The organism is Curtobacterium sp. PhB136, assembly GCF_004346855.1.
Taxonomy (GTDB): domain Bacteria; phylum Actinomycetota; class Actinomycetes; order Actinomycetales; family Microbacteriaceae; genus Curtobacterium.
Genome location: NZ_SMGH01000005.1, coordinates 183430 through 207901 on the forward strand (window position 1 = coordinate 183430; position 24472 = coordinate 207901).

Here is a 24472-nt window from a genome sequence, read left to right on the forward strand (position 1 = left end):
CGACGCGTGAGTCCAGGGGCGCGTCAGCGTCGGCGCGTGAGTCCCCGGCTGCGTCAGCGCACGACGCGGAAGCGGGCGACCTCGACCAGGTCGTCGTCCCCGAGCGACGGGTAGTGCGCCAGGAGTCCGGCGCGCAGGTCCGCGACGCTGCCGGCGTGCTCGTCGCGGGCGTCGTCGGCATCGATCTCGTCGACGCGCTTCCGGACGACGGACTCGACCACCGCGCCGGTCGTCGTGAACTCCTCGGCGTGCTCGTCCTCGAACACGAAGGTGGTCGGACCGGTGCCCTGCGGGTCGTCGTGGCGGATCGTCGCGGTCTTCCGGCCGGCCAGCACGTCGTTGCGGTAACGGCCGTTGAACCGGACGATCCTCGGGGCGGGACGGTCCGGCCAGGCGTAGGCGTGCGGCAGGAGCGTCCGGACCGGGACGCCCACCGGCTCGCCGTCGCCTTCCCCGCCCGCGTCGGCGCCGGGCACCAGGACCAGCACGTGCGGGTGCAGGTCGAGCAGCACCTGTCGGCAACGCCCACACGGGGCGAGCACCCCGCGGTCACCGTCCCCGACCGCCACGATCGCCATCACCGGGTCGTCCGAGACCGCCGCGGCCGCGCCGAGCACCGCGAGTTCCGCGCACGGGCCACCCGTGAAGTGGAAGACGTTCGCCGCGGTGTGGACGCGTCCGGACAGGTCGATCGCCGCCGCGGCGACGGTGTGGGTGCCGCCGTGCGTCCCGTCCCCGGGGAGTCGGGCAGCGGCAGCCGTCGCCGCGTCGAGGATCATCCTGTCGGTGCGCCAGAGCATGCCCCCACCCTGCCAGGAGTTCCGGCCCGCGTCAGCGCTCGTCGCGCAGCGCTCGTCGCGTCAGCTTTCGTCGCGTCGCCGCTGCGGGTCGATCGGCCGCTTCGCCCGGGGCAGCCCGGCGACCACGAGCTCGTACGCGTTCGCGACGAGGTCCTCCACGAGGGTCTCGTCGATCCCCGCACCCGGTGACAGCGTGATCCAGTGCCGCTTGTTCATGTGCCACCCCGGCGTGATCTCCTCGTGGTCACGCACCAGCGCCGCGCCGTGGGGTGGCGCGCACTTGAGGTTCACGATCGGCACCCCGCGGAGCTCCGAGGTCATCACGAACATCTTCCCGACGACCTTGTAGACGAGGGCGCCCTCCCCGAACGGCTCTGTCGCTTCGGTCGCCGGCAGCGCGAGCGCCGTGCGGGCCGCGACCTCGTGCAGTGCTTCGCCGTCCATGTCCCCAGCATGCCGCAGGCTCCCCTGGACTGGGGAGGGCACCCGGAACCGAGGGATCGTTACGATCGGCTCTGCCGCGTACCCGACGCGGCAGTGACCACCCGTGGGGGAACCATGCGCATCATCCGGACCATCGGCATCGCGGCGACCGCGATCGTCCTCGCCACCACCGTCTCCGTCGGCACCGCGGTCTCCGCCGAGGCCGCGACGACCACCTACAAGAACTGCGATGCCGTGCACAAGGTGTACTCCGGCGGGATCGCGAAGAAGGCCACGAAGGACAACACCGTCCGTTCTGGCGGCAAGGTCACCCACCGTGCGTTCAAGGGCACCGTGAAGAAGGACGACGCGCTCTACAAGGCGAACAAGAAGCTCGACGCGGACGCCGACGGGATCGCCTGCGAGAAGAGCTGACGCGCGCCGCGCGCAGCCGCCGCCGTTCTACCGAGACGCCGCTGATCTGCCGAGACGCCGCCACTTTCCGCGGCGTCTCGAGCGGACGGCGGCGTTTCGCGCGCCCGGAGACGCGCCACCCGCGCCCGCGCCGCGCGCCGCGCGCCCCGCGCCCTGCGTCAGAGCGTCGGCACGCCCTCGCCGCCGGACCGCGGCCGCGCCGTCCCGGCGACGCCGGTCACGACCGACCCCGCCGGGACGTCCTTCGTGACGACCGTGTTCGCCCCGACGACCGAGTCGTCCCCGACGGTGATCGCACCGATGAGCGACGATCCTGCGCCGAGCACCACGCGGTCCCCCACCGTCGGGTGCCGCTTCGCGCCCGGCCCGTGGGCACCGCCGCGCCCGCCGAGGGTCACCCCGTGGAACACCAGCACGTCGTCGCCGACCACGGCGGTCTCGCCGATGACGACCCCCATGCCGTGGTCGATGAAGAACCGCCGGCCGATGCGGGCGCCCGGGTGGATCTCGATGCCGGTCAGCGCCCGCGCGGTCTGCGCCACGACCCGGGCGGCGAACCGGGACCCGGGCAGGTCACGTGCGATCCAGAGCCGGTGCGCGATCCGGTACGCCCAGATGGCGTGCAGCCCGGAGTAGACGACGGCGTTCTCGAGGTCGCCGCGGGCAGCGGGGTCTCCACGGCGCGCTGCAGCGAGGTCCTCCCGGACGGTCCGCAGCACGCCTCGTCGGCGACGGGTCACGCAGTGAGTCCCTCGAACAGCACGGTGGACAGGTAGCGCTCACCGGTGTCGCACACGATCGCGACGACGCGCTTGCCGGCGTTCTCGGGCCGCGCGGCGATCTCGAGCGCCGCGTGGATGATCGCGCCGGAGGAGATCCCCGCGAGGATGCCCTCGTCCGTCGCGAGCGCCCGGGCCACGCGCAGGGCGTCGTCCAGTTCGACGTCGAAGACCTCGTCGATCACCGACTGGTCGAGCACCTCCGGGATGAAGTTCGCACCGATGCCGGCGATCTTGTGCGGGCCGGCCTTGCCCTCGGTGAGCAGGGGCGAGTCCTTCGGCTCCACCGCGACGATCTGCACGCCGGGCACACGCTCCTTCAGGACCTGGCCGACGCCCGTGATCGTGCCACCCGTGCCGACGCCCGCGACGAACACGTCGACGTGACCTTCGGTGTCGCGGAGGATCTCCTGCGCCGTCGTCTTCCGGTGGATCGCGGCGTTTGCAGCGGTCTCGAACTGGTGGGCGAGGATCGCGCCGGGCGTCTCGTCGACGATGGACGCCGCCTTCGACACGGCGCCCTTCATGCCCTCGGCGCCGGGCGTCAGGACGATCTCCGCCCCGTAGGCGCGCATCACGGCGCGGCGCTCGACGCTCATGGTCTCGGGCATCGTGATGACGACCTTGTACCCTCGGGCAGCGCCGACGAGGGCGAGTGCGATGCCCGTGTTGCCGGACGAGCCCTCGACGATGGTGCCGCCGGGCTCCAGCTCGCCGGACTCCTCTGCCGCGTCGATGATCGCGACGCCGAGCCGGTCCTTCACACTCGCACCCGGGTTGTAGAACTCGAGCTTCGCGAGCACCTCTGCGCCGCCGTCGGCGGGCAGCCGGTTCAGCCGCACCAGCGGGGTGTTGCCGAACGCCTGCGAGATGTTGTCGTAGATGGTGCCGGTCATCGGTTCCGTCCTCACTCGGGTCACGTCCGCGACCCTGTCTGGAGGCGCGGTGTGCGCCCGATCCTAGCCACCGGAACCGACCCGGCCCTGTCCATGACGTGCCCCGCGTCGGCGACGCGGGTCGGGCCTCCAGGCCGCTGGTACCAGCCAGCGGAGAAAGCGACAGCGCGGACACGATCGCGCGCCGCATCTTGCCGCTCGCTGTCGCTTTCGACGCTGTCTCCTTCGTGGACGACGTCCGCCGTCGTGGGTTGCGAGTAGGTTGCGCCGCAACGACGAGGAGGTCGCCATGTACGCACCCGAGCAACCCGAGGCTGCACCACCCGTGGTCGACCGAGCCGCGTTCGACGACGCACTCGCCGCGCAGGTCCGCGACGAGAAGGAACTCACCCGCCACGGCGACCGCGTCTCGGCGGGGCGACGCCGCCTGCCGATGGTCCGGGTCGACGACTACGCGTTCACCGGACCGGACGGCCCCGTCCGGCTGACCGAGCTGTTCGGCGACCGGTACATGCTGCTCGTGCAGAACGTCATGTACGCCCCGTCGTGGGACGAGGCCTGCCCGGCGTGCACGTGGGGCGTCGACAACCTGCCCGCGGACATGGGGCGGCTCGAGGAGGAGGGGATCGCGTTCGCGATGATCGCGCAGGCCCCGATCGAGAAGCTCGACGCGTGGAAGGCGTCGCACGGCTGGCCGCACACCTGGGTGTCCTCCGGCGGGACGAGCTACCACGACGACTGGGGGTGGACGCAGCCGGAGGGCCCGGTGCCCGGGTACTCGTACTACCTGCTCCGCGACGGCGTCCCCTACCTGACGTACTCGACGACCGCCCGCGGCACCGAGGCGATCAGTCCCGTCGCGCACATCATGGACCGCACGGTGTACGGGCGGCAGCAGGAGTGGGAGGACAGCCCGGCGGGCTGGCCGCAGTTCCCCACGTACGGCTGAGCCGGGTTCGGCGCGTCCACTCGGCTGTGCGGCGCTCGGCTGCCCGGCGCTCGGCTGCCCGGGCTGCTTGCTACCGCACCAGTGCGGTCCGGCCGAACCGCTCGTCGGTCGCCTCGAGCACGCGGAGGACGTTCCCGCCCGCCAGCGCCTCGAGGTCCGACGCGCCCCACCCCCGGCGCTCCAGTTCCGCGGCGAGCACCGGGTACCGCGACACGTCCCGGACGTCCGGCGGCAGCACCGGCGTGCCGTCGTAGTCCCCACCGAGGCCGATGTGCTCCGCACCGGCGACCTCCCGCGCGTGTTCGACGTGGTCGGCGACGTCGGACACCGTGACGAGCGGGCCCTCACCCACCGAACCCGCTTCCTCCCAGTCCGCCCACGCGCGGGAGACGAACTTCGGCACGAACGTGATCATCACGACGCCGCCGTTCTCCGCGAGGCGCCCGAGCACGTCGTCCGGCACGTTCCTCGGGTGGTCGTTGACCGCGATGGTCGAGGAGTGGCTGAACACGACGGGCTGCGTGGCGACGTCGAGCGTGTCCCGCATGGTCGCGGGCGCGGTGTGGGACAGGTCGACGAGCATGCCGATCCGCTCCATCTCGGCGACGACTGCACGCCCCCGGTCCGTCAGGCCGCCGTGGGCCCGTGCGCCGGTCGCGGAGTCCGCCCACGGGGTGTCGTCGTTGTGCGTCAGGGTCATGTAGCGGACCCCGAGCCGGGCGAAGTCGCGGAGCACCGCGAGGTCGTCGCCGATCGAGTGCCCGCCCTCGGCGCCGAGGAGCGACGCGATGCGGCCGCTCGCGATCGCCGCACGGACCTCGGGGGCGGTGCGCGCGAGCGCGAGGTCGTCCGGGTACCGCTCGACCAGCCGGTGTGCGACGTCGATCTGCTGCAGGGTCGTCCGGACCGGGTCGGGCTCGTCCGCGGGGACGAACACCGACCAGAACTGCCCCACGACGCCCCCGGCGCGGAGCTTCGGGATGTCGGTGTGCAGCGAGCCGTCCTCGGTGTCCACGCCCTCGACCCCGGAGCCGTGCGACTCGCGGCGCTCCCAGGGCAGGTCGTTGTGGCCGTCGATCACCGGGAAGGGAAACGTCATGCCACCGACGCTACCGGTCCGGGCACAATGGCCCCGTGACCGTGTCGTTCCGCCTCGTGACCCACCTCGACGCGCCCCCGGCGGAGGCCTTCGCGCTGTCACTCGACATCGGTGCGCACGAGCGGTCGCTCGCCGCGACCGGGGAGCGTGCCGTCGCCGGCACCGTGTCGGGACCCATCGGCCTCGGCGAGACGGTCACGTTCCGCGCGCGGCACCTCGGGGTGGTCTGGCGGTTGACGAGCAAGATCACCACGCTGGAGGCTCCGGCCCGCTTCGTCGACGAACAGGTCCGTGGTCCGTTCGCCCACTTCCACCACGAACACCGGTTCGAGCCGTCGGGTCCCGGCACACGGATGGTCGACGACGTCACGTTCCGCGCGCCGCTCGGCCCGCTCGGGCGTCTGGCCGAGGTGCTCGTGCTCGCGCGGTACATGCCCCGCGTGCTCGCGGCGCGGAACCGGGTGCTGGCGGCGGAGCTGCGTCGGCCGGGTGCCGCGTAGGAAGTCGAATCGCGCGTAGGTGGTCGATTCGCGCGTAGGTGGTCGAATCGCGCGTAGGCGGTCCGAAGTTCCGACCCCCTACGCGCGATTCGACTTCCCATCGCACGCGGTGTGGGAAGGAACGCGCGTGGTGAGTGTCCCGGCGCGGGCCTGCCGGGCCGGCGGCCCGCCGGGCCGGCGGCCCGCCGGGCCGGCCAGGGCGGCGCGGGCCCAGCGCGCCCGCCGGTTCCGATCGCCGGCGCACAACCAAGAACACTCCGCACCACGCGATTGCGTGGTGCGGAGTGTTCTTGGTTGGGCGAAGTGCTCGCGCAGCGCGCAGCAGCCGCGCGCTCAGGGGGCGGCGAGCTCGCCGAGGGAGTCGTACGCCGCCGCGACCGCGTCGACCCGGGCACGCCCGGCGGGCCCCGACGCCTCGTACACGTCGTTCGCGATCGCCGCGACGACCGCGAACAGCGCCGCCAGCGAGTCGAAGGCGGACGGCGAGTCCACCGGGCAGAGGATCGTGGTCGCCGCCGGGGCCGCGATCACCGCAGCGGTCGGGTCACCGATCACGACGACGTCGGCACCGGATGCCACGCAGTGCCGCACCAGCCGGTCGATCCCGGCCGCGTGCCGCCGCACGGTCACGACGACGACGAGGTCGCGGCGGTCGAGGTCCGCCACTTCTTCCCCGAGGCGCTGTCCCGGCGCGGGTCCCACCCGGACGTCCGGCCGGACCTGCGCGAGTTGCGCCCGGAGCTGCAGGGCGATCGGGTGCGCACCGCGCTCCCCGAAGACGAGCACCCGCCGCGCCCGCATGATGCGGCGCGCGAGCCGGGGCCGCTCGGCACGCGCGAGCGAGGCGAACGCGGCATCGAGGTTCCGCGACTCCACGGCCCGCTGGTCGACGTGGGCAGCGTCCTCCGCAGCCCACGGCAGCCCGGTGCCCCGGGCGGACATGAGTTCCTGACGGACCTCGGCGGCATCCTGGAACCCGAGGGAACGGACGAGCCGCGAGACCGTGGCCTTCGAGGTGCCCGACTCGGCCGCGAGCTGCGCCGAGGTGCCGACGAGCAGGAGTTCCGGGTCGTGCCGGACCATCGCGGCCACGCGCCGCTCGGCGGGCGAGAGCTGCTCCCACACGGAGTCGATGCGCCCGCGGACGTCGGGCTGCACGGCGGTCACGACGCCGCTCCGGACGAGGGGGCCGCAGCGAGGTGCAGGACGGCGGCCGCGAGCGCGTCGAGCCCGAGGGCGATGTCGTCCTCGGAGACGAACTCGTCCGGGTGGTGGCTGATGCCGTCCGGGTTCCGGAGGAACAGCATCGCGACGTCGGTGACGAGCCCGAGCGACATCGCGTCGTGGCCGGCGCGGGAGAACAGTTCGAGGGGCTGCTGCTCCCCCGTGGCGACGATCCCCGCGCGGACGGCGTCCATCAGGCGTGGGGCGCAGAACACCGCCGGGGCACGGTGCACCTCGGTCGGTTCGACGCTGACACCCCGGCGTTCGCCGATCAGCACGAATGCCTTCGTGATCTCGTCCCACACCCGGTCGCGTCCGTCGTCGAACTCACCGCGGAGGTCCACGGAGAACCGTGCGAGGCCGGGGACGACGTTCACGGCGCCGGGCTCGACCGTCATCGTGCCGACGGTGCCGACGTGCTGCGACGCCCGGCAGATCCGCTCGACGGCGAGTGCCGCTTCGGCCGCGGCGAGGAGCGCGTCGTGCCGTCGTTCGTACGGGGTGCCGCCGGCGTGCCGGGCTTCGCCGACGGCTTCGACCGTGAAGCGCCGCGCGCTCGCGATGCTCGTCACGACGCCGAGAGCCTGCCCGGCCGCTTCGAGGTACGGGCCTTGCTCGATGTGCGCTTCGAGGTACCCGACGAGCCGGGATGGGTCGACCGCGGCGTCGGCGACCCGCGCGGGGTCGAGCCCGAAGTCGGTGAAGGCCTGACGGAGGGTGACGCCGTCGTCGTCGGTGAGGTCCCACCAGGAGTCGTCCCAGACCCCCGCGACCGCGGAGGACCCGAGGAGCGCCTTGCCGAACCGCGTCCCTTCTTCGTCGGAGAACGCGATCACCTGGATGCCGAACGGCAGCGGACCGGTGGCGGCGAGCCGGGCCACGGTGGCGACGCCCATGAGCACGCCGACGATCCCGTCGTACCGGCCGGCGTCCACGACGGTGTCGAGGTGCGACCCGATGAGCAGCACCGGCGCGTCCGGGGTGGCTCCGGGAACGCTGCCGTGCAGGTTCCCGGCGTCGTCCTGCCACGTGGTCAGCCCGGCGTCCTGCATCCACCGCGCGACGATCGTGTTCACGCGGGCGTGCTCCGGCGAGAGGTAGACGCGGGTGAGGTGTCCCGGCGTCGCGGACACGGCGGCGAGGTCGTCGCACCAGCCCACGATCGTCGCGGCCTGCTGCCGGGCGAGTGCCGAGGCGGCGAGCGTCGCGGCACTCACGAGCGCACCAGCGGAGCGGCGGCAGCCGCAGCAGGGGCAGGGGCAGACGCAGCAGAAGCGGGGGCAGCGCCGGCGTAGACGTCGAGTGCCGCGTCCACGCCACCGCCCTGCGGCACCGCGAACCCGCCGCGCCGCAGCGCCTGCTCGAGCGCGGCGAGCGTCGTCACGACGGCGTCCTTGCGGGCGTTGTAGCCCATGGTCCCGATGCGCCAGACCTTGCCGTGCAGCGGTCCGAACGACGTGCCGATCTCGATGCCGTGGTCTTCGAGCAGGGACCCGCGGACGGCGTCCCCGGAGACGGCGGACGGGATCGTGACGGCGACGACGTTGTGCATCTTGTGCGCGACGTCGCCGAAGACCTGGAGCCCGAGGGCCTGCACCCCGGACAGCATCGCCCGACCGGCGAGTTCGTGCCGCGCGATCACGGCGTCACGCCCTTCGTCGAGCAGGATGCGGGCGCACTCGTTCGCGGCGTAGAGCATCGACGCCGCCTCGGTGTGGTGGTTCAACCGCCGCGGTCCCCAGTAGTCCAGGATCATCGCGAGGTCGAGGTAGTTCGAGCGGATCGGGTGCTCGGACACGTCGTCCCCGGGTTCGCGGATACCGGCCTCGACGCTGCGTCGGCCGTCGAGCACCGAGACGGCCCGCGGGGACAGGGTCAACGGCGCGCTCCCGGACGGGCCGCCGAGGCACTTCTGCAGCCCGGCGCTCACCGCGTCGATCCCCCACGCGTCGGTCTCGAGCGGGTTGCCGCCGATCGTCGCCGTAGCATCCGTGTAGAACAGCACGCCGTGCCGTTCGCAGATCGCCCCGAGCTCGTCGAGCGGCTGGTTCATCGTGGTCGAGGTGTCGCCCTGCACGATCGCGAGCAGCTTCGGCCGGACCCGGACGATCGCGTCTTCGATCACGGAGGTCGGGAACACCTGCCCCCAGGTCGTCTCGATGGTGTGCACGTCGGCTCCGGCACGTCCGGCGATCTCGGCGAGCAGGTGCCCGAACCGGCCGAACACCGGGACGAGCACGCGGTCCCCCGGTGCGAGGAGCGACACGAGCGCCGCTTCGATGCCGGCGCGGGAGGTGCCGTCGACGAGCACGGTCGCGTCGTTCTCGGTGCCGAACACCTGCCGGTACAGCGCCTGCGTCTCGGTCATCGCCCCGGTCATCCAGGGGTCGTACTGTCCGACGAGCGGCGTCGAGAGCGCGCGCAGCACGCGGGGGTCGGCGTTGATCGGGCCGGGGCCCATGAGGAGCCGGGCGGGTGGGTTCACCGGGTGCATTGGTCTCTCCGTTCCGTGATCGAGACTACTGGAACGATCGTTACAGCAGTGTTTCGGCGAGCTCGACGATCGCCCGGTCCGAGCCGGCCGGGCCGACGAGGCAGACCCCGACGGGAGCGCCGTCGACGGTGAGGAGCGGCGCACTCACGGCGGGCAGGCCGCCGACGCCGGCCACGGCCGTCATCCGCAGGGTGGCGGCGCGCGTGCGCAGGACGGCGTCCCCGGATGCGGTCCGCAGCGGGGCCGGTCCCGGAACGGACGGGAGGCACAACACGCCACCGCCGATCGCGTCCCGCACCAGGGTGCGCAGCTCCTCGAGCCGCACGCGCGCCGCACCCTCGGCCGCCGCCGTGATCGTGGCGGCCGTGGCGAAGCGCGCTGCCACGTCGTCGCCGAGGGCCCCGGGATGCTCGGCGATCCAGGGTCCGTCGTTCCGCCAGGCTTCTGCTGCCTGCACGACCCGGAGCGTCTCCGCGAGGTCGTCGAGCGCCGGCAGCTCGATGCGCCGCACGGCCCGTCCGTGGCGCTGCAGCCAGGCGTCGAACGCCGCGCGGGTGTCGGGTTCGACGGCGGCGAGCAGGGCGTCGCTGACCAGGAGTTCCTCGTCGTCGACCGCGGTGCAGCGCCCCGGCAGCGAGATCGCGGCGGCAGCGGCGAGCACCGATGACGAGCGGGCGATCCACCCGACCGTGTCGAACGACTGCGCGAGCGGCAGCACCCCGTCGCGCGGGACGGCGTCGTGCGTCGTCCGGAGCCCCCACAGCCCTTGGTACGACGCCGGCACGCGGAGGCTCCCGGCGGTGTCCGTGCCGAGACCGAGGTCCGCCTCCCCCAGCGCGACGGCAGACGCCGAACCCGAGGTCGATCCGCCCCCGATCCGCATCGGGTCGGCCCCGTTCGGCGGCGACCCGAAGTGGGCGTTCCGGCCGGCGAGCGCGTACGCGAACTCGTCGGTGCGGGCGATCCCGGTGACGACCGCGCCGGCGTCGAGGAGCACCTGCACCGCCGATGCCGACCGGGTCGACACCGGTGCCGAGCGCTCCCAGGTCGGGTTGCCCGCGCCGACGACGTGCCCGGCGACGGCGAACAGGTCCTTGACGGCCACCCGGACCCCGGCGAGGGGACCGTCGGCGGCTCCGTGCACGAGGGGGTCCCCGACGACCCGCCAGATCGACCGGTCGAACGCCTTCGGCCGACCGGTGACGTGGGCCGTGCGGATCCGCCAGCGCCCCTCGGTCCGGCACCAGAGCTGGGTCTGCAGGCCACGACCGCCGCCGACGAACTCGGACTCCCCCACGACGAGCGCGGCGTCCGGGGCGAGCTGGTGGACGTCCACGGCCGTGATCACCCGCCGCGCGACGCCGCCCCGACCACCCCGGAACGCGCTGATCCGGTCGTGCCCGCGGAGGAGTCCGGTGTCGTCGCCGCGGAGCGTCTCCGGGCCGGGCGCGAACAGCGCGTCGAGCGCTGCGGTGTCGTCCGCCATCAGGGCGTCCTCGTAGGCGGTGAACGCCGGCTCGAGGCCGTCCGGCCACACGCCGGTCAGCATCATGCGCCGACCGCCGCGAAGTCGCGCTTGCGCACGGTGGCGTGGGCACCGCACACCAGGTCGACGACCTGCGAGATCCGGAAGTCGGTCGCCGCGCTGAGGTACGCGTACGCGATGTGCTCGTCGACACCCCACCGCGCCCGGAGCAGTGCGATCGCGGCACGCACGCAGCGGCGGACTGCTTCGTCGAGGTCCTCGTGCATGCCGGTCGGGACGAGGTACTCGGTCGTCTCCGCGATCGGGCCGACGAGCGCGCCGAATCGTCGGAGCGCTTCGGTTCTGGGAACGAGGTCCAGGCGCAGGGTCAGGCGGAGCGAGGCTTCCATGGCCGTGAGTGCCACCTCTCCGTCGCCCTGCGCGAAGTGCGGGTCGCCGACGTACACGCCGGCGCCCGGGACGAACACGGGCAGGTGCAGCGTGGCGCCGGCGGTGAGCAGGGCGATGTCGACGTTCCCGCCGTGCGGCCCCGGCGGCACCGAGTGCGCCCGCACGTCGGAGTCGGGTGTGACCCCGACGATCCCTGGGAAGGGGGCGAGCGGGAACGTGATCGTCCGGGGTCCGCCCTCGACGACGGGGAGCCGGCCGTGGTCGACCCCGTCACGCGAGACGACGTCGGCGAACACCGACACCGGTTCCTCGGCACGGGGCAGCTCGCCGGGCAGGGCGCCACGACCGTGCCGGTTCGAGATGACCCCGTACGGCACCCGCGGCTCGGCCCGGAGGATCGTGACCGAGACCACGTCCCCGGGCTCCGCACCCGTGACCGCGATCGGCCGGGACACCACGTGTGGGCCGTCGGCGGGGTCACGGGTGAGCGTCCGCGCGATGTCGACGGCGTCGGTGAGCACCTCCGAGGCGGCGACACCGTGCCGGCCGAAGTACCCGACCGGGTCCGATCCCTGGTCGGCGAGGATGCCCTCGTGCGAGACGGTGTCGATCGTCACGACGGTCCCCGGCGCGACGGACAGCACCGGCGCGTCCGTCCGGGACGGCAGCCGTCCCCACAGCACGTCGTCGGGCGTGGACCCCAGGAACTCACCCACGTGGCACCAGCGCTCCGGCGATCACCGAGACGGACGTGACGCCGTCGGTGGTGGTCGTGATCCGCTCCCCGCGCAACCAGGTCTCGGTGACGCGCCCCAGTGCATCCAGCCCGGCGAACGCGGAGACCGCGTTCCGGTGCGCGAGCCCGGCCGCCTCGATGACCGCGGTGGCGGCGGGGTCGAACACGGCGAGGTGGGCGAGGGCTCCGGGGGCGATCCGGCCGCGGTCGGTGAAGCCGGCGAGCGACGCCGGGCCGGTCGTGAACCAGGGCAGGACGCGCTCGAGCGGGATGCTGCGTCGTGACGCTTCGGTCCAGACGGCGCGGAAGCCGACCTGGAGCCCGGCGATCCCGCCCCATGCGAGCCCCCAGTCGTCGACCTTGAGGTCGGCGGTGGACGGGGAGTGGTCCGAGACGACCATGTCGATCGTGCCGTCGAGCAGGCCCTGCCAGAGCGCGTCGCGGTTGGCGTCGTCACGGATGGGCGGGCAGCACTTGAACTCGGTGGCGCCGTCCGGGATCGTGGCGGCGTCGAACGCGAGGTAGTGCGGGCAGGTCTCGACCGTGATCCGCACGCCGTCGTCCTTCGCGGCGCGGATCATCCCCAGGGCGCCCGCGTCCGAGAGGTGCAGGACGTGCACGCGCGCGCCGGTCGCCCGCGCTCCGTCGATGACCTGCGCGATCGCCGACCGCTCGGCGCGGGCCGGCCGGGTCGCCAGGAAGTCCGCGTAGTGAGCGCCGAGCTCGTCGTGGTCGATGAGGTGCTCCGGGTCCTCGGCGTGCACGATGAGGAGCGCGTCGATCGCGGCGACCTCTTCGATCGCGCCCTGCAGCTGCGCGGCGTCGAGGTGCGGGAACTCGTCGACGCCGGACGGTGCGGTGAAGCACTTGAACCCGAAGACGCCGCGGTCGTGCAGGGCGTCGAGCGACCCGAGGACCTCGGGGACCGCACCGCCCCAGAAGCCGACGTCGACCGCGACGCGTCCCTCGGCGCTGGCCTGCTTGACGGCCAGCGCCCCGGGCGTCGTCGTCGCGGGGATCGAGTTGAGCGGCATGTCGATGATCGTGGTCACGCCGCCGAGCGCCGCGGCCCGGGTGGCGGAGGCGAAGCCCTCCCACTCGGTGCGACCCGGCTCGTTGACGTGCACGTGCGTGTCGACGAGCCCGGGGAGCAGCATGTGGCCGTCCGGGACGACCTGCACGTCCGGGTCGGGGACGGTCGCGTCGAGCGGCAAGATCTCAGCGACCCGCCCGTCCCGCACCACGACGGTGGCCGGCCGGAACGCCCCGTCGATCCACGCGCGCTCGGCGCGGAAGACGGTCATGCGTCCACCCGCGCGGCGCGCTCGAACGGGGCCAGCAGCCCGGACATCGCCTTGGACGGCGGGGCCGCGTACTCGCCGCGCTTGCCCGTCGTGAGTCCCAGCCGCACCAGGGACTCCGCGAGCACCGTCGCGGCGGCGACCCCGTCGACGACCGGCGCACCGATCGCCCGCGAGACCTCGGCACAGAAGTCCGCCATCCCCGCGCACCCGAGCACCACGGCGTCGGCGCCACCGGCGACGACGGCACGGCACTCCGCGGTGACGAGGTCGCGCGCGCCGGACGCGGGGTCGTCGAGTTCGAGCACCGGGACCTCGCACGCACGGATCTCGGTGACGAGCGGGGCGAAGCCGTAGCGCTCCGCGAGCTCGTGCGCCCGGCCCGTCGTGCGGGCGAGCGTGGTGACGACCCCGAACCGGCGACCGAGCATCGCCGCAGCGTGGAACCCGGCTTCCGCGATCCCGATGACCGGGCCGCTCGCGAGTTCCCGAGCGGCGTCGAGCCCCGGATCGCCGAAGCAGGCGACGACGTAGGCGTCCACGCCGTCCTGCTCCCCCAGGGCGATCTGCTCGAGGAGCCCCGGGACCGCCAGGGCTTCTTCGTAGTGGCTCTCGATCGAGGCGGGCCCCATCGTCGGGTTCACCGCTTCGACCACGGTGCCGACGCCGGCGACCGCCGATGCGGCGGCGCCGATCGACCGGGTCATCGAGGCGGTGGTGTTGGGGTTGACGACGCGGATGCGCATCGGGGTCCTTCCGGTGGAGCGGTGGAACAGGTGGTCGTGACCATCGTTGCGGGGCCGAGCCGAGCCTCCAGGTCGGAGTGCCCGGACTGTGGACGGACGGACGCCGCGACCCGTCTGTGGAGGACGGGTCGCGGCGTCGGCGCTCAGGCGCGACCGATGGCGGCGCCGTCGTCGACGGTCGGGTCGTCGGCGTCGAGGACCGGCATGCTCGGGCGGACCCGCTCGAGGCCCCAGAACACCAGGAGTCCGAGGCCGCAGCCGATGAACCAGCTGTAGTTGCTGAGGCCGGGCAGGATGCCGAGGGCCGGCGGCAGCACCGCACTCGCCACGGAGACCAGCCCGGTCCCGACCAGCGTCCACACCGCGTTCGGGTTGAACCCACGGCGGTACCAGTACCGGGCGCCGGTGTTCTTCGTGTACATGTCGTCGACCGCGACGCGCTGCTTGGCGACCAGGTAGTAGCCGGCGATGAGGATCCCGAACAGCGGGCCGATCAGCGCACCGAGGATGCCGAGCGTGTACAGGATCGCCTGGTCGTTGCCGTACCAGTTCCACGGGGTGAGGAGCACGGAGCCGACGGCGGCGATCATGCCGCCCATCCGCCAGCTGATCTTCCGCGGGGCGACGTTGGAGAAGTCGAACGCGGGGCTGATGAAGTTCGCGACGATGTTGATGCCGACGGTCGCCGTGACGAAGGTCAGGCCGCCGAGCAGGATCGCGAACGGTGCGTCGATCGCCTGCACCGTCTGGATCGGGTCGGTGATGAGCTTGCCGAAGACCGGCACCGTGGCGCTCGCGCAGAGGACGGTGAGGATCGAGAAGAACAGGAAGTTGACCGGCAGACCCCACATGTTGCCGCGCTTGACCGCCTGGAACGACTTGCCGTAGCGCGAGAAATCACCGAAGTTCAGCATCGGGCCGGAGAAGTAGCTGACCACGATGGCGACCGCGGACAGCATCACCGGGATGCTCGCGCCGAACGACAGGGGCTTGCCGGCGGAGAGGTTGAACGAGATGTTCCCGATGCCGGCCTTGCTCACCAGGTAGATCGCCAGCGCGATCATCACGACGTAGACGGCGGGACCGGCCCAGTCGATGAACTTCTTGATCGCCTCCATCCCCATCGAGAAGAGGGCGGCCTGCGCCACCCACAGGATCGCGTAGGAGATCCACCCGAGTGCGGACAGCCCGAGGAACGAGTGGTCCAGCAGGCCGGCCGAGGCGGGGATGAACTTGAGGAAGATGATGTTGAGCGACTGCGCGGCGAGGAACGTCTGCACGCCGTACCAGGCCATCGCGATGAGGCCGCGGATGATCGCGGGGACGTTCGCGCCGAGGACGCCGAACACCGCCCGGTTGATCACCGGGTACGGGACCCCGGTGCGCTGCGACGGCTTCGCGACGAGGTTCGCGAACACCTGCACGATGAGGATGCCGACCACCAGGGCGATGAGCACCTGCCAGCTCGCGATGCCGAGGGCGAAGAGCGACCCGGCGGTCACGTACCCACCGACCGAGTGCACGTCGGACATCCAGAACGCGAAGATGTTGTAGCTCGTCCAGGACTGCTTGCGGAGCGGGGCGAGGTCCTCGTTGGTGAGGGCCGGGTCGTACCCGGGCTTGATGACGCCGGCGCCCGCGGGGGCGTCCGGCGTGACGGGGGCGTGGGGCGCTGCGACGGGTGTCGCGATCTCTGTAGCCATGGCGTCCTCCGATGGGAGTGGGAAGCGGGGCGGTGCTTGCTTGTCGAGAAAGCTACGGACCCCGTTCGCCCCGGCCGTTTCCCCCTTGTAACGACCGTGTGTCACGCCACCCACCCTGAAACGCTCGTTCCAGGGCAGGCCAGCGCGCCCGGGCCGCACGCCCGGGCCAGCACGTCAGGGCTGCACGTGCTCCAGGTCTGCCAGCAGGCTCGGGTGCACCGGCTCCCATCCGAGCGTCCGGCGCGTGATCTCGCTCGACGACGGCTGGTCGGTGGCGAAGATCGGGGCGAACGCGCCGAACGTCTCGTCCGCGACGCGCTCGACCGGCAGGCCGAGGCGCCGTCCGATCACCGCGGCGATGTCCCGGACGCGGTCCCCCTCGTCCGCCACGGCGTGCCAGGCCGTCCCCGCCGGCGCGCCCTCGAGCGCGAGCCGGAACAGGACCGCGGCGTCGCGGGCGTGCACCGCCGGCCACCGCTGCTCGCCGTCGCCCGGGTACCCCGCGACCCCGCTCTGCCTGGCGGTCTCGGTGAGGATCCCCGCGAAGCCACCGGCACCGTCGGCGTGCACGGTCCGCGGCAGCCGGATCGCCGACGTCCGGACGCCGCGAGCGGCCAGTGCGAGCGCGGCGCCGACGGAACGGGCACGCCCGGCCACCGGGCCCTCCAGCGGCAGAGGGTCCGTCTCGACCGACCGACGTCCGGTGATCCAGGGCGTGCCGGACACGACGACGAACGGACGGTCGGTGCCGACGAGCTCCCCGCCGAGGGCGGCCATCGCCGCGGACTCCTCCTCGATGGCGCGGGTCAGGGCCTCCGGGGAGCTGAAGTCGTTCGAGAACGCCAGGCTGACGACACCGTCGGCGTCGCGGGCGCCGGCCCGCAGCACGTCGAGGTCCGTGATCGCGCCGGGGACGGGCGTTGCGCCGGCCGCGGCGAGCGCCGCTGCCGCGCGGTCGGAGCGGGCGAGCGCAGAGACGCTGTGGCCAGCCGTGATGAGCTCGGCGACGACCGCCGTGCCGATGGTGCCGGTGCCGCCGGTGACGAAGACGTGCATGGGGACTCCTCAAGTGATGGGACTGTTGTGCCATCACCATACGCCCGTGATGGCACTCTTGTCCCATCGCTTAGGATGGGCCCATGGCGCGATGGGAACCCGGTGCACGTGAGCGGCTCGTCCTGGCCGCCGTCGCCCTGTTCTCCGAACAGGGCTACGACGAGACGACGGTCACCCAGATCGCCGAACGCGCCGGGGTCACCAAGAGCACCTTCTTCCGGCACTTCCCCGACAAGCGCGAACTCCTCGCCGCCGGCCAGGAGACCCTCAGCCGCCTCCTCGCCGAGGGCATCGCCGACGCACCCGCTGGCAGCAGCCCGCTCGACGCCGTCGCCGCCGGGCTCGACCGCGCCTCCGGCGAGATGGGCCCGATGAACCGGGAACTCGGACCACGACTGAAGGCCGCCGTGGCCGCCAGCGCCGAGCTGCAGGAACGTGACGCCCTGAAGAGCGTCGGGATGGCCGCCGCCATGACGACGGCACTCGTCGCCCGCGGTGTCGCCGAGGCCCCCGCACGACTCGCCAGCGAGATCGGCGTCCTGGCCTTCAAGCAGGGCTTCGACCGGTGGTCGGGCACCGCGCGGAACGACGACGACGGGCTCGCGCGGCACACGCTCGCGGCGCTCGCCGAGCTGCGCGCCGCCACCGCGGCCCTGGGCTGACCCCGTGACGGACGGGAGGCCCGGTGCCAGCTGGCACCGGGCCTCCCGTCCGTCACGTGGTGACGATCACATCACCAGCAGGCGCGTGAACTGCGCTGCCGACACCTGCTGCGCAGGGCCACCGGCCGCGGGCACCCGCCAGAGCCCGGCAGTCGGGGCCTGGTCGATGTCGATGTACACGTCACCGGACTCGGTCGCCGCACCGATGTTCGCACCACGGGAACCCGCCGTGATCCCGGAGACCGGCACGGTCTTCGAGGACCCGGTCGAGCCGAGGACGAGCATGTTCGGGATGCTCCGGTCGATCGCGCAGCCGCCGGGGGTGCCGTACTCCGCCGGGCTCGTGCACCACTCGGCGGACTGCAGGAGCGAGAACGTCCCGGAGTTCGTCGCGGCGTACTCGAAGGCGATGTGCGTGCCGATGTGCTGCTGCACCGTCGCACCGGGCTTCAGGAGGTACCAGCCCCAGTAGCCGGCACCGCCGGGCGAGCGCTCGTTGAGGTACAGGTTCCCGTGGCCGTCGACGACGACCGCCGTCGCGTAGCCGAGCGTGTCGTTGCCGCCCGCGTAGGTGAGTGTGCGGGAGGTCGTCGTCCCGGACGGGGACGCCGTGTTCACGACGAGCGAGTCGCCGTTGCCGGCCTGGGTCGCGACGGTTCCGTCCCGTCCGACGCCCCAGGCGCGCTGGATCGAGGCACTCGGGGCGCCGAACCCGAGCAGCGTCTTCGGAGCACCACCAGTGACGGGCAGCTTCACGATCGAGCCGGACACCGAGTCGACCCAGTAGAGGTTCCCGGGGACGTCCGAGCGGAGGTCAGCGGTCAGGTGCAGGCCCGTCGCGACGGTCTTCGCCGCGCCGCCGCCCGCCGGGTACATCACGATGGACGTGAGGTCCGCAGACGGCACGAACACGTCACCCCGGTCGTCAGCGGTGAAGCCGGCGCCCTTCGCCGCGATCGTCGTCGGAGCGCCCGTGCCGCTCACCGGGAAGCGCACCACGGCACCGGCCGCGTTGAGTGCGAAGAGGGACTGCACGGTCGGGTCGGTCGTGGCGCCGGTCGCGGTGTGCTTCACCGTGACCGCCGGGCCGAGGCCCTTCGCACCGACCGCGCGCACCGCGAACGAATACGTCGTCCGAGCCGTGAGGGCGCCGAAGTGGTCCGTCCGCGCCGACGCCTTGAGCTTGTCGACACCGTGGGTAGGCTGGTTCTCGGCCGGCGAGATCGTCACGCGCCAGCCGGTGATCTTCGGGCCGGTGCGCGGTGCGCTCCAGCTGACGTCGGCATCGCCGCCGACGCCCGTGACCTTGACGGCGGTCGGAGCGCCGGGCGTCGCGGCCGCTGGTGCGGCCTGCGCGGGCAGTGCTCCTCCCACGATGAGCGCGACCGCTGCGACAGCGGTCAGTGCGGCTCTGTACATGTCGGACCCCTTCTCGTGCCTCGGCTCCCTGTGCCGGGGCTGCGCACATGCTGACACCGGGTGGTGTCCCGCCGGAACGCGTTGTCCGGAACGTGCGGCATCGCGCAACCGCACGATCCGGGGGCGGGGTGGGGTCGTCCCGCGCTCGGTCGTTTCGCGCGTAGGGGGTCGTCCCGCGCTCGGTCGTTTCGCGCGTAGGGAGTCGTTTCGCGCGTAGGAGGTCGAAAGTTCCGACCCCCTACGCGCGATTCCACTTTCCATCGCGGGCAGTGTGGGAAGGATCGCGCGTGGTCGCCGAGGCGCATCGGCACCCGCTGCACCCGGCCTGGAGGCTCGGCGCACGCCCGCAACGCGCCCGCCGGTCCGGCAGGCGGCCCGGCAGGCGGTCCGGGTCAGGGCCGCGCGACGTACGTCCGCGTCGCCACGCCCGTGATCACGTGGGGGAACTCCTCGCCGGTGGGGACGAACCCGCCGGCCTCGTACAGCCGCACCGCGCGGTCGTTGTCCGCCAGGACGTGCAGTGCGACGGCGGGGTGCCCCTCCGCTCGTGCTGCGTCCTGGGCACCCGTGAGCAGGGCACGACCGACCCCGCGCGCCTCGAGCCCCGGACGTACGGCGAGCAGCGACAGGTACGCAGCATCGACGGGGTCCGTCGGCCGCCCGGTCCCCGGCGCCGTGACGAGCGCGAACCCGTCCACGACACCGTCCGGCCCCGCGGCCACCAGGCACGCCACCCGGGGCGCGGCGAACTTCTCCTGCGCCCGGGCCCGCGTCGCCGGGTGCTCCGGGATCTCGTCACGCGCAGCGACCGCGGCAGCCCACAGGTCGATGCACGCGGGGACCTCGTCCGGGGCGGCGGCACGCACGACCACGGACGACTCGATCACCCGATCAGCCTACGACCGCGTCGCTGCCGATCCGGTACCCGGCCCCGCGGTGCTCCGCGGGCAGCCGGTCCCCGCGTCCGTGCAGCTTGTGCCGGAGCGACCCCGCCTCGTACGCCTCCGGGTACACGCCCCGAGCGCGGAGCTCCGGGACCACGAACTCGATGACGTCCTCCCACGTGCCCGGCGTCACGGCGTACGCCAGGTTGAACCCGTCCACGTCCGTCTGCTCCTGGATCTCCTGCAGCTGTGAGGCGATCGTCGCTCCCCCACCCACCGCGACCGGCCCGAGCCCGCCGATCGCCGTGTGCCGCGCGAGGTCCCGGATCGTCCAGGCGCTCCCGTCCTCCCCCGTCGCTGCCGAGATGTTCGCCGCCGCCGACTGGATCGCGTTCGACTCGACGTCCCCGAGCGGCTCGTCGAGGTCCCACTGCGACAGGTCGACGCCCATCCACCCGGAGTTGAGCACGAGCGCGCCGAGCTCCGACGCATAGGAGAGGTAGTCCTCGTACTTCGCCTGCGCCAGCTCGTCCGTCGCATCCGTGATGATCGTGAGCAGCGTGTAGATCTTCGCCGCGTACCGGTCCCGCCCGGCCGCCTCGAGTGCATCGCGGATCTTCGTCACCGTCGACGCGAGCTGCGGCAGCGTCGGCGCACCGACGAAGATCGCCTCCGCGTTCTCCGCGGCGAAGGCGATCCCCCGCGGCGACGCCCCCGCCTGGTAGATCACCGGCGTGCGCTGCACCGACGGTTCGGAGAGGTGGATCCCCGGCACGTCGAAGTGCTTGCCGTGGTGCTCGATCGGGTGCACCTTCGCCGGGTCAGTGAAGACGCCGTTCTCCTTGTCGAGCACGACGGCGTCGTCCTCCCACGAGCCCTCCCACAGCTTGTAGAGGACCTCGAGGTACTCGTCGGCGACGTCGTACCGGTCGTCGTGGCTCAGCTGGTCCGTCTGCCCCATGTTCCGCGCCGCGCTCGGCAGGTACCCCGTCACCACGTTCCAGCCGACGCGGCCCTTCGTGAGGTGGTCGAGCGTGGACACCCGCCGCGCGAACGGGTACGGGTGCTCGTAGGCCGTGCCCGCCGTGATCCCGAACCCGAGGTGCTCCGTCACCGACGCCATCGCCGACACGAGCAGGATCGGGTCGTTCACCGGGACCTGCGACCCCGTGCGCAGGGCGGCTTCGTTCGAGTCCCCGTACACGTCGTACGTGCCGAGGACGTCCGCGATGAAGATGCCGTCGAACGCCCCGCCCTCGAGCGTCTTCGCGAGGTCGGTCCAGTACGTCAGGTCGCGGTAGTTGCGGGAGCGGTCCCTCGGGTGCCGCCACAGGCCCGAGGACTGGTGCGCCACGCAGTTCATGTCGAACGCGTTGAAGCGGATCTGCCGCGGGGTCGTCGGGGTCGGGTTCGTCGAGTCCGTCACGGTCGCGACGCTACGGATGGTTGCTCCGCGGGTCACGCAAGGTGACGAACCGTGACGAGACGGATCCCGACGTCTGCACTGCTACGGCCGGTAGTCCCGGTTCTCGTCGGGCTGGTCGAGCGGGAGCTGTCGTGGCCACTGGCGACCGTCGGTCCCTGCGCCGACGCCGGTGATCGCCCGGACGACAGCGATGAGCACAGTGGTCGCCCACCCGTGCTTCTTCGGGTTCGTGAACCCGTCGTCACCGAACGGGCGATCGCGATCAGGTCCGGACACTTCGCCTCCGAGCAGCAGCTGACGGTGCACAGACTACGTGCGTGCGGCGAATCAGCAACGAGGTCGAGACGGGAGGATCCTCGGACCAGACACGGCCGCCGTCACCGTCGATGACGAATGTCAGAAGTTCAATATCTCTTGTATCAGCGTATGCATGCCGACATCCTTGTCATGGGCTGGGCCGCACAGCGCGGCCAGCACGACGGTTCCGACGAAGGAGATGCAATGTTCGACGCACCACGGCGAGTGGCCGCCGCCACGTTCGCAACGGGGATCATGACTGCGGCTCTCGGTTTGGGGGCACCTGCGGTCGCCACGACGGCCACCTTGGCGAGTGACGCCAACCACGTCACCACTGTCGGAGACACGATCGTTTCGTCCAGGACCGAGATCACCACTGAGGCTCAGCTCAGTGCGCTCGAGCAGAGCGAAACGCCGAAGGTCATCACGATCGACCCATCGACGAACACTGTCGTGTCTGTGGTCGAGCAGACGGATGCCGCAGCGCCGACGGCAGTCACCAACGGATGCGCGTCGGGTGCGCTGTGCTGGCAGGCAGCGAAGGTCCCGTACGCGAACTTCGGCTTTTCCGGTGTCGGGAACCACAACGGCGGATGGGAGTGGCGAAGCACGATGAAGTCGAACAACTGGGGTGGGCAGCTCACCTATACGGTCAACAACAGCGGAGCATCCTCGAGCACGCCGGTCTTCGGCCACAACTCGGAGATCAAGTTCACCAAGCCGACGGTGAACAACATCAAGGGCTTGAAGGTGGCTGTCCGGAAGTAACAGGGAGGATCCTCGGATCAGGCACGGTCGCCGTCACCGTCGCCGCGCACCGAGGAGAGGACCAGCCCATGGCCGAGGAACCGATCACCACGATGACCGCGGTGCGAGCGCACCGCCGCGGCGGACCCGAGCAACTCGTCGTCGAACAGGCTCCCGTGCCGGAACTCGCCGCGGGCGAGGTCCTCGTGCGGGTCGAAGCCGCCGCGATCACCGTCGCCGAGCTGACCTGGCCGGAGACGTGGGAATCGGGAGGCGTCGACCGCACCCCGATCATCCCGTCGCACGAGTTCGCCGGCCGGGTCGCCCGCGTCGGCGGCGCCGTGGAGGACTTCCACGTCGACGACCGGGTGTTCGGGCTCGTGCCGTTCGACCGCGACGGCGCGGCAGCAGAGTTCGTCGCGGTCCCGGCGACCTCGGTGGCGCACCGGAGCGCATCGGTCGCTCCCACCGTCGCGGCAGCAGCCGTGCTCCCCGCACTGACGGCCTGGGAGGCGCTGGTCGACCGGGCGGCGATCGGCCAGGGGACCCGGCTGCTCGTCCGCGGCGGGACCGGAGCCGTCGGGTCGTTCCTCGTCCAGATCGGCGCGAGCAGCGGCGCGGAGGTGACGGCCACGGTCTCGTCGGAGGCGGCTGCATCGCGAGCCCGTGCGCTCGGCGCCGCCCACGTCGTCGTGGTGCCACGCGGCACCGCTCCGGCACACATCGGGGACTTCGACGTCGCGATCGATGCGGTCGGTGACGACCTGCCGGAGTGGGTGTACGCCGCCGTCCGTCCGGGAGGCGACCTGGTCGTCCTGCAGCAGCCACCGGCGCAGGACGTCGCCGAGCGGTACGGCATCCGCGCGACGTTCTTCGTGGTCGACACGAACCAGGACCGACTCCGTGAGCTCGACACCCTGCTCGCGACCGGACGACTCCACGTCGCGGTCGCAGCGACGTTGCCGCTCAGCGCCGGCGGCGAGGCGTTCGTCGCGGCGACCGCTGCGGGTCGGCCATCGGGCAAGACGCTCTACGTGCTGCCCTGACCGCTCCGGCTGAGCCGCGTTCCGGTCGGCTACCCGACGACTTGCCGGATCCGCTCGAGGCCCGTTCGGCAGCGATCCCGGTACTCGTCGTACAGGTCCGGCCGCTTGTCGAGCGCCCAACGGGTCACGTCCAGCAGGTGCAGTTCCGTCATCGTGGCGAGGCGCCGGTGATCGGCGGCCGACGCCAGCCCCGCAGCGGCAGCGAACTCGGCATGGTCCTGGAGGGTGATCGACCCGTCGACGAACGCCCATTCGAAGACCCGTCTGGCGTCGGTCCAGGGTGACGGTCCGGTCTCGGCGGCGCCCCAGTCGATGAGCACGGGCGGCTGGTCGGGACCTCGGGAGAGCAGGTTGCGCGGCGCGAGGTCGCCGTGCGCGAGTCCGAAGTCGTGCGCATCGTCCTGCAACGAGCCGAGGCGATCGCGCAGGCGCTCGGGCTCCGTGTACGCGCCGTCGCGGAGGAGCCGGTCGTCGTCCCCGAGGGCGCGGATGTTGTAGTCGAGGTGTGCCGACCAGGCACGCGGCACGTCGGCGCCGAACCGCGAGTAGAGGGACGGCGGCGCATCGCGGAGCGGGATCCCGGCGACCGCGCGGGCGTAGGTGCCGAGCCACGTCCAGGGGTGGTCGATCGCCCGTGCGTCCGGCGGCACGTACTCGGACACGGCGAACGGCACCCCGCGTTCGACACCGTGCGCGAGCGGCATCGCGACCGGGATGCCGCTGCGACCCGCCTCTGCCGCGGCCCACGACTCGACGGGGTACTCGTCCGCGCGGAGCGGGTCGACCGGGAACCGGAGGACCACGGGGTCGGCGTCGACGCGTTCCACCAGGTACGTGTGGTTCACCGCGCCGCCGCGCAACGGCACGATGCGGTCGACGGTTCCGCCGACACCCCGCACGACGACCCGCAACCATTCCTGGTCGATCCCCTCGTGCGGCACGGCTCCATCATGGTCCCCCGGCTCGGACACCGG

At 72.4% G+C, this 24472-nt stretch carries 25 protein-coding genes; 6 read left to right on the forward strand and 19 right to left on the reverse strand.

From position 1 onward, the window contains the following. Positions 1 to 53: 53 nt before the first annotated feature. Both EDF27_RS07270 and EDF27_RS07275 read right to left on the reverse strand, forming a co-directional pair. Positions 54 to 800, reverse strand: coding sequence for an ASCH domain-containing protein (locus EDF27_RS07270; RefSeq protein WP_207909578.1), 747 nt, complete (start codon positions 798 to 800; stop codon positions 54 to 56). Between the two features lie 60 nt (positions 801 to 860). Further along, the gene (locus EDF27_RS07275) at positions 861 to 1244 is read right to left on the reverse strand and encodes an MmcQ/YjbR family DNA-binding protein (protein WP_132047952.1); all 384 of its coding nucleotides are present in this window, start codon (positions 1242 to 1244) and stop codon (positions 861 to 863) included. A 114-nt stretch (positions 1245 to 1358) separates the two neighbouring features. Between EDF27_RS07275 and EDF27_RS07280 the strand changes: the two genes are divergently transcribed. After that, positions 1359 to 1658 (forward strand): excalibur calcium-binding domain-containing protein, encoded by a 300-nt coding sequence (locus tag EDF27_RS07280; protein WP_123655591.1) that lies wholly within the window; start codon positions 1359 to 1361, stop codon positions 1656 to 1658. 158 nt (positions 1659 to 1816) lie between these two features. Here the strand turns inward: EDF27_RS07280 and epsC are convergent, their stop codons facing one another. Next, positions 1817 to 2398, reverse strand: coding sequence for a serine O-acetyltransferase EpsC (epsC, locus tag EDF27_RS07285; RefSeq protein ID WP_243698248.1), 582 nt, complete (start codon positions 2396 to 2398; stop codon positions 1817 to 1819). Further along, positions 2395 to 3333 carry a cysteine synthase A gene (gene cysK, locus EDF27_RS07290; protein ID WP_123655592.1) on the reverse strand — a complete coding sequence of 313 codons (939 nt, stop codon included), beginning with the start codon at positions 3331 to 3333 and terminating at the stop codon, positions 2395 to 2397. Before cysK ends, epsC begins: the two co-directional genes overlap by 4 nt. Before the next feature lie 289 nt (positions 3334 to 3622). Between cysK and EDF27_RS07295 the strand changes: the two genes are divergently transcribed. Further along, on the forward strand, positions 3623 to 4282 hold the full coding sequence (locus EDF27_RS07295) for a DUF899 family protein (RefSeq protein ID WP_123702616.1): 660 nt from the start codon (positions 3623 to 3625) through the stop codon (positions 4280 to 4282). 70 nt (positions 4283 to 4352) lie between these two features. On the opposite strand, the gene EDF27_RS07300 is transcribed toward EDF27_RS07295, so the two are convergent. Then, entirely contained in the window at positions 4353 to 5381 is a 1029-nt protein-coding gene (locus EDF27_RS07300) for a dipeptidase (protein ID WP_132047954.1), read from the reverse strand. 35 nt (positions 5382 to 5416) lie between these two features. On the opposite strand from EDF27_RS07300, the gene EDF27_RS07305 reads away from it, so the two are divergent. After that, positions 5417 to 5881 carry an SRPBCC family protein gene (locus EDF27_RS07305; protein ID WP_132047956.1) on the forward strand — a complete coding sequence of 155 codons (465 nt, stop codon included), beginning with the start codon at positions 5417 to 5419 and terminating at the stop codon, positions 5879 to 5881. A 333-nt stretch (positions 5882 to 6214) separates the two neighbouring features. Here EDF27_RS07305 and EDF27_RS07310 read toward each other — a convergent pair whose 3' ends face one another. The 9 genes from EDF27_RS07310 to EDF27_RS07350 form a co-directional block, all read right to left on the reverse strand. After that, positions 6215 to 7048, reverse strand: coding sequence for a MurR/RpiR family transcriptional regulator (locus tag EDF27_RS07310; protein WP_123655595.1), 834 nt, complete (start codon positions 7046 to 7048; stop codon positions 6215 to 6217). Then, the gene (locus EDF27_RS07315) at positions 7045 to 8322 is read right to left on the reverse strand and encodes an allantoate amidohydrolase (RefSeq protein ID WP_132047958.1); all 1278 of its coding nucleotides are present in this window, start codon (positions 8320 to 8322) and stop codon (positions 7045 to 7047) included. Before EDF27_RS07315 ends, EDF27_RS07310 begins: the two co-directional genes overlap by 4 nt. Continuing rightward, entirely contained in the window at positions 8319 to 9599 is a 1281-nt protein-coding gene (locus EDF27_RS07320) for an alanine--glyoxylate aminotransferase family protein (protein ID WP_132047960.1), read from the reverse strand. Before EDF27_RS07320 ends, EDF27_RS07315 begins: the two co-directional genes overlap by 4 nt. Positions 9600 to 9639: 40 nt before the next feature. Continuing rightward, positions 9640 to 11151, reverse strand: a complete 1512-nt coding sequence (locus EDF27_RS07325; RefSeq protein ID WP_243698249.1) for an AtzH-like domain-containing protein — start codon at positions 11149 to 11151, stop codon at positions 9640 to 9642. Then, entirely contained in the window at positions 11148 to 12191 is a 1044-nt protein-coding gene (locus tag EDF27_RS07330) for an acetamidase/formamidase family protein (protein WP_123702131.1), read from the reverse strand. The genes EDF27_RS07325 and EDF27_RS07330 overlap by 4 nt, the downstream gene beginning before the upstream one ends. Continuing rightward, on the reverse strand, positions 12184 to 13515 hold the full coding sequence (gene allB / locus EDF27_RS07335) for an allantoinase AllB (protein ID WP_132047962.1): 1332 nt from the start codon (positions 13513 to 13515) through the stop codon (positions 12184 to 12186). Before allB ends, EDF27_RS07330 begins: the two co-directional genes overlap by 8 nt. Then, a complete protein-coding gene (locus tag EDF27_RS07340) occupies positions 13512 to 14258 on the reverse strand; it encodes an aspartate/glutamate racemase family protein (RefSeq protein ID WP_132047964.1) in 747 nt (248 codons plus the stop codon). The genes allB and EDF27_RS07340 overlap by 4 nt, the downstream gene beginning before the upstream one ends. A 143-nt stretch (positions 14259 to 14401) precedes the next feature. Next, a complete protein-coding gene (locus EDF27_RS07345) occupies positions 14402 to 15961 on the reverse strand; it encodes an NCS1 family nucleobase:cation symporter-1 (protein WP_123655601.1) in 1560 nt (519 codons plus the stop codon). A 174-nt stretch (positions 15962 to 16135) separates the two neighbouring features. Then, positions 16136 to 17017, reverse strand: coding sequence for an NAD-dependent epimerase/dehydratase family protein (locus tag EDF27_RS07350; protein ID WP_123702123.1), 882 nt, complete (start codon positions 17015 to 17017; stop codon positions 16136 to 16138). An 83-nt stretch (positions 17018 to 17100) separates the two neighbouring features. Here EDF27_RS07350 and EDF27_RS07355 point away from each other — a divergent pair, with 83 nt between their 5' ends. Further along, positions 17101 to 17679, forward strand: coding sequence for a TetR/AcrR family transcriptional regulator (locus tag EDF27_RS07355; RefSeq protein ID WP_132047966.1), 579 nt, complete (start codon positions 17101 to 17103; stop codon positions 17677 to 17679). Positions 17680 to 17745: 66 nt separating this feature from the next. On the opposite strand, the gene EDF27_RS07360 is transcribed toward EDF27_RS07355, so the two are convergent. The 4 genes from EDF27_RS07360 to EDF27_RS07375 all read right to left on the reverse strand — a co-directional run bounded on the left by EDF27_RS07360 (position 17746) and on the right by EDF27_RS07375 (position 21684). Continuing rightward, on the reverse strand, positions 17746 to 19098 hold the full coding sequence (locus EDF27_RS07360) for a fibronectin type III domain-containing protein (protein ID WP_165931391.1): 1353 nt from the start codon (positions 19096 to 19098) through the stop codon (positions 17746 to 17748). A gap of 392 nt (positions 19099 to 19490) precedes the next feature. After that, the gene (locus EDF27_RS07365) at positions 19491 to 19985 is read right to left on the reverse strand and encodes an N-acetyltransferase (protein ID WP_132047968.1); all 495 of its coding nucleotides are present in this window, start codon (positions 19983 to 19985) and stop codon (positions 19491 to 19493) included. 4 nt (positions 19986 to 19989) lie between these two features. Then, positions 19990 to 21408 carry an LLM class flavin-dependent oxidoreductase gene (locus EDF27_RS07370; protein ID WP_260233386.1) on the reverse strand — a complete coding sequence of 473 codons (1419 nt, stop codon included), beginning with the start codon at positions 21406 to 21408 and terminating at the stop codon, positions 19990 to 19992. 81 nt (positions 21409 to 21489) lie between these two features. Next, positions 21490 to 21684 carry a hypothetical protein gene (locus tag EDF27_RS07375; RefSeq protein ID WP_132047970.1) on the reverse strand — a complete coding sequence of 65 codons (195 nt, stop codon included), beginning with the start codon at positions 21682 to 21684 and terminating at the stop codon, positions 21490 to 21492. Positions 21685 to 21834: 150 nt separating this feature from the next. Here EDF27_RS07375 and EDF27_RS07380 point away from each other — a divergent pair, with 150 nt between their 5' ends. Then, on the forward strand, positions 21835 to 22473 hold the full coding sequence (locus EDF27_RS07380; RefSeq protein ID WP_132047972.1) for a hypothetical protein: 639 nt from the start codon (positions 21835 to 21837) through the stop codon (positions 22471 to 22473). 68 nt (positions 22474 to 22541) lie between these two features. Continuing rightward, positions 22542 to 23498, forward strand: coding sequence for an NADP-dependent oxidoreductase (locus tag EDF27_RS07385; protein ID WP_207909579.1), 957 nt, complete (start codon positions 22542 to 22544; stop codon positions 23496 to 23498). A gap of 29 nt (positions 23499 to 23527) precedes the next feature. On the opposite strand, the gene EDF27_RS07390 is transcribed toward EDF27_RS07385, so the two are convergent. Next, positions 23528 to 24439, reverse strand: a complete 912-nt coding sequence (locus EDF27_RS07390; RefSeq protein WP_165931392.1) for an aminoglycoside phosphotransferase family protein — start codon at positions 24437 to 24439, stop codon at positions 23528 to 23530. Between the last annotated feature and the right edge of the window lie 33 nt (positions 24440 to 24472).

Bases quoted from the DNA above. Each gene is read 5' to 3' on its own strand.
- EDF27_RS07345 (WP_123655601.1), bottom strand. From the start codon at position 15,961: ATGGCTACAGAGATCGCGACACCCGTCGCAGCGCCCCACGCCCCCGTC.
- EDF27_RS07300 (WP_132047954.1), bottom strand. From the start codon at position 5,381: ATGACGTTTCCCTTCCCGGTGATCGACGGCCACAACGACCTGCCCTGG.
- EDF27_RS07280 (WP_123655591.1), top strand. From the start codon at position 1,359: ATGCGCATCATCCGGACCATCGGCATCGCGGCGACCGCGATCGTCCTC.
- EDF27_RS07350 (WP_123702123.1), bottom strand. From the start codon at position 17,017: ATGCACGTCTTCGTCACCGGCGGCACCGGCACCATCGGCACGGCGGTC.
- EDF27_RS07325 (WP_243698249.1), bottom strand. From the start codon at position 11,151: ATGATGCTGACCGGCGTGTGGCCGGACGGCCTCGAGCCGGCGTTCACC.
- EDF27_RS07275 (WP_132047952.1), bottom strand. From the start codon at position 1,244: ATGGACGGCGAAGCACTGCACGAGGTCGCGGCCCGCACGGCGCTCGCG.
- EDF27_RS07340 (WP_132047964.1), bottom strand. From the start codon at position 14,258: ATGCGCATCCGCGTCGTCAACCCCAACACCACCGCCTCGATGACCCGG.
- cysK (WP_123655592.1), bottom strand. From the start codon at position 3,333: ATGACCGGCACCATCTACGACAACATCTCGCAGGCGTTCGGCAACACC.
- allB (WP_132047962.1), bottom strand. From the start codon at position 13,515: ATGACCGTCTTCCGCGCCGAGCGCGCGTGGATCGACGGGGCGTTCCGG.
- EDF27_RS07295 (WP_123702616.1), top strand. From the start codon at position 3,623: ATGTACGCACCCGAGCAACCCGAGGCTGCACCACCCGTGGTCGACCGA.
- EDF27_RS07385 (WP_207909579.1), top strand. From the start codon at position 22,542: ATGGCCGAGGAACCGATCACCACGATGACCGCGGTGCGAGCGCACCGC.
- EDF27_RS07270 (WP_207909578.1), bottom strand. From the start codon at position 800: ATGCTCTGGCGCACCGACAGGATGATCCTCGACGCGGCGACGGCTGCC.
- EDF27_RS07380 (WP_132047972.1), top strand. From the start codon at position 21,835: ATGCATGCCGACATCCTTGTCATGGGCTGGGCCGCACAGCGCGGCCAG.
- EDF27_RS07360 (WP_165931391.1), bottom strand. From the start codon at position 19,098: ATGTACAGAGCCGCACTGACCGCTGTCGCAGCGGTCGCGCTCATCGTG.
- EDF27_RS07320 (WP_132047960.1), bottom strand. From the start codon at position 9,599: ATGCACCCGGTGAACCCACCCGCCCGGCTCCTCATGGGCCCCGGCCCG.
- EDF27_RS07355 (WP_132047966.1), top strand. From the start codon at position 17,101: ATGGCGCGATGGGAACCCGGTGCACGTGAGCGGCTCGTCCTGGCCGCC.